The sequence below is a fragment of the Brevibacterium sp. genome, from assembly GCF_022712115.1.
GTDB lineage: Bacteria > Actinomycetota > Actinomycetes > Actinomycetales > Brevibacteriaceae > Brevibacterium > Brevibacterium salitolerans.
On the sequence record NZ_JALAHB010000138.1, the window covers coordinates 1 to 3067 of the forward strand.

Below are 3067 nucleotides of genomic sequence, written 5' to 3' on the forward strand. Positions count from 1 at the left end.
CTCGGGGAGGGGCTGGGGGAATTCGGTTCCAGCCTGGGGGATCTGGGCTCCGGCCTCGGCAGCAGGCTGTCCGGTGACGGCGGTCCGGACGATGGCGGGGATGGCGGCAGCAGCCTCGGCCCTGATGCCGGCGGCCTGGGCGACGACCTGAGCGATCTGTACCGCACGATGAGGAGATGAGCGATGAGCACTGACGGCGGCACGGCAGCCGGCGCACACGGCAGCGCGGTGAACACGGGTGCGGATACTACGGGCACGGAGAGCGCGGGTGCGGAGACTCAGGAGAGCGGCACCGCAGCGGCGGCCGCCCCGCTCCCCAACTCGCTGCGCTTTCCGCATGCGGAAGCCGTCTTCGGGACCGGCGCGCACGGCGGCGAGGTCGCGCACTTCGCGGAGCCCCTGCGGGAGCAGCGGCAGCTGGCCCGCGGACAGGCGCTCGCGGACCTCTCCGCGCTGCGCATCCTCCGTCTCACCGGACCGGACCGTCTCACCTGGCTGAACTCGCTCACGACCCAGAAGATCGACCGGCTGGCGCCCGGGACGTCCACGGAGACGCTGGTGCTCTCGCCCACCGGCCACATCGAGGGCTGGCTGCGGCTCGTGGACGACGGGGAGGCGCTGTGGGCGCTCTCCGACGTGCGGACGGACGAGGCGGTGGAGTTCCTCGACCGGATGCGCTTCATGCTCCGGGTGGAGATCACGGACGTCACGGACGGCTACCAGGCGGTGGGATTCGTGGGTGCCCCGCCGGAGGATCTCGAGGCCGTCGTGGTGTGGGACGACCCGTGGCCGGCGATCGGCGAGGGATCGGCCTCCTACGCCCAGATCGACGCGGGTGCGCCGCGGGCCGCCGCGTCCCACCCCGGTGCCGCGGTGGACTTCCGGATCGCCGTCGTGGAGCGCAGCGTGCTGCGGGAGTGGCCGCATGAGGGCCTGGCCGTGGCCGGCCGCGACGCCTGGGAGGCGCTGCGGGTGGAGGCCTGGCGGCCGGGCGCACCGGAGGTGGACCATCGCGCACTCGTGGGCGAGCTCGATGTGCTGCGCACCGGCGTACACCTCGCCAAGGGCTGCTACCGGGGCCAGGAGGCGGTGGCGCGCGTGCACAACCTCGGCCAGCCGCCGCGCCGCCTCGTCTTCCTCCATCTGGACGGCTCCGGTCACGTGCTGCCGCGCGCCGGTGCGGAGGTGCGCGCGGAAGTCCGCGGTGCGCCGCGGGCGGTGGGCCACGTGACGACCCCGGCGCTCCACTGGGAGCTGGGGCCGGTCGCGCTGGCCCTGGTCAAGCGCAGCCTGGACCCGGAAGCCGCGCTGACGGTGGTGGTCGACGAGGGCGCGGGCGGGGCCGAGGGCGCCGCAGACGACGGGCGCAACGGTTCCGCCGAGGCGGAACTGGTCGCCGCGGCCCAGGAGACCATCGTCGCGGTCGCGAAGGAACGCGCGGTGACAGCTCCGCCGCGCAATGCGGACGTGGACGCACGCCGCCGCTGAGGTGGGGAGCTCGAGCCGCGCGGGCCGTGACAGAGGCCACGCCGCGCGATAGATTCGTGCCATGACTGTGCGCGAGACAGGCGGCCCGGAGCTGCCGCAGGAACGTCGGATCGTCACCGCCCTTCCGGGTCCCCGTTCGCAGGAGCTCGAGCAGCGCCGCCGCAGTGCAGTGGCTGCCGGTGTCGCATCGAGCCTCCCGGCGTACATCGTCGCTGCCGGGGGAGGGATCCTCAGGGATGCGGACGGCAATCAGCTCATCGATCTGGGCTCCGGCATCGCCGTGACGACGGTGGGCAACTCGAACCCCCGGGTGGTGGAACGGGCGAAGGAGCAGCTCGACGCGTTCACCCACACCTGCTTCATGGTGAGCCCCTATGAGGGGTACGTGGAGGTCGCGGAGGCGCTCAACCGCCTCACTCCCGGCGATCATGAGAAGCGCACCGTGCTCCTCAACTCCGGGGCCGAGGCCGTGGAGAACGCGGTGAAGATCGCCCGGGTGAGCACCGGCCGCAGCGCCGTGGTGGTGTTCGACCACGCGTACCACGGGCGCACCAACCTCACGATGGCGATGACGGCCAAGGCGGCCCCGTACAAGCGCGGCTTCGGCCCCTTCGCCGGGGAGGTCCACCGGGCACCGATGTCCTACCCCTACCGAGACGATGCCGCTGCCGGCACCAAGGTCTCCGGCGAGGACGCCGCGGCGCGCGCGACGGAGATGATCGACCGGCAGATCGGCGCGGATCAGGTCGCCGCGATCGTCATCGAGCCCATCCAGGGCGAGGGCGGCTTCATCGTCCCCGCGGAGGGCTTCCTGCCGGCGCTGGCGGAGTACTCCCGCGAGAACGGCATCGTCTTCATCGCGGACGAGGTGCAGGCCGGGTTCGGCCGGACGGGTGCCATGTTCGCCTCGGAGCACGAGGGAGTGGTGCCGGATCTCGTCGCCACCGCCAAGGGGATCGCCGGGGGTCTGCCGCTCGCGGCGGTGACCGGCCGGGCCGAGATCATGGATGCGGTGGGCCCCGGCGGGCTGGGCGGCACCTATGGCGGCAACCCCGCTGCGGTCGCGGCGGCGCTGGGCGCGATCGAAGCGTACGAACAGGACGGTCTGGTGGAGCGCGCCCGCGAGCTGGGCGAGATCCTCGTGCAGAGGTGCGAACGGCTCCGGACCCGGTTCCCGGAGGTGGGCGACATCCGCGGCCGAGGTGCCATGCAGGCGATCGAGCTCGTGCACCGGGACACGATCGAGCCGTACCCCGAGCTCGCGAAGGCCGTGGCGGGGCACGCCGCTGAGAATGCCGTGCTGGTGCTGGTCACGGGGTCGTTCGGCAACGTGCTTCGGTTCCTCCCGCCGCTCACGATCTCCGATGCGCTCCTCCACGAGGCATTCGACGTCCTCGAGGAGGCGTTCGCACAGGCGCTCGGCTGAGGGCTTCTCGATTTGCGTGTGAGGGGTGGGGTGTGTAGGTTTGTGCCTCGCTGCCGGATGCGAATCAGGCGGTAGGGGAATTGTTTGTGGATACTGAATGCGTTGCCAGGCCTGCCCGGGTTTCGGGTGGGTGTGGTGTGAGTCACGAGTCAG

Annotated in this window: 3 protein-coding genes; all 3 read left to right on the plus strand. The window is 72.0% G+C overall.

What is annotated here, in order from left to right:
• Positions 1-180 (plus strand): hypothetical protein (locus Q0A33_RS07905; RefSeq protein ID WP_291794924.1); only part of this gene is annotated, 180 nt, incomplete at its 5' end.
• A gap of 3 nt (positions 181-183) precedes the next feature.
• On the plus strand, positions 184-1488 hold the full coding sequence (locus tag Q0A33_RS07910) for a folate-binding protein (RefSeq protein WP_291794925.1): 1305 nt from the start codon (positions 184-186) through the stop codon (positions 1486-1488).
• Positions 1489-1549: 61 nt separating this feature from the next.
• On the plus strand, positions 1550-2914 hold the full coding sequence (gabT, locus tag Q0A33_RS07915; protein ID WP_291794927.1) for a 4-aminobutyrate--2-oxoglutarate transaminase: 1365 nt from the start codon (positions 1550-1552) through the stop codon (positions 2912-2914).
• The last annotated feature ends 153 nt before the right edge of the window (positions 2915-3067 follow it).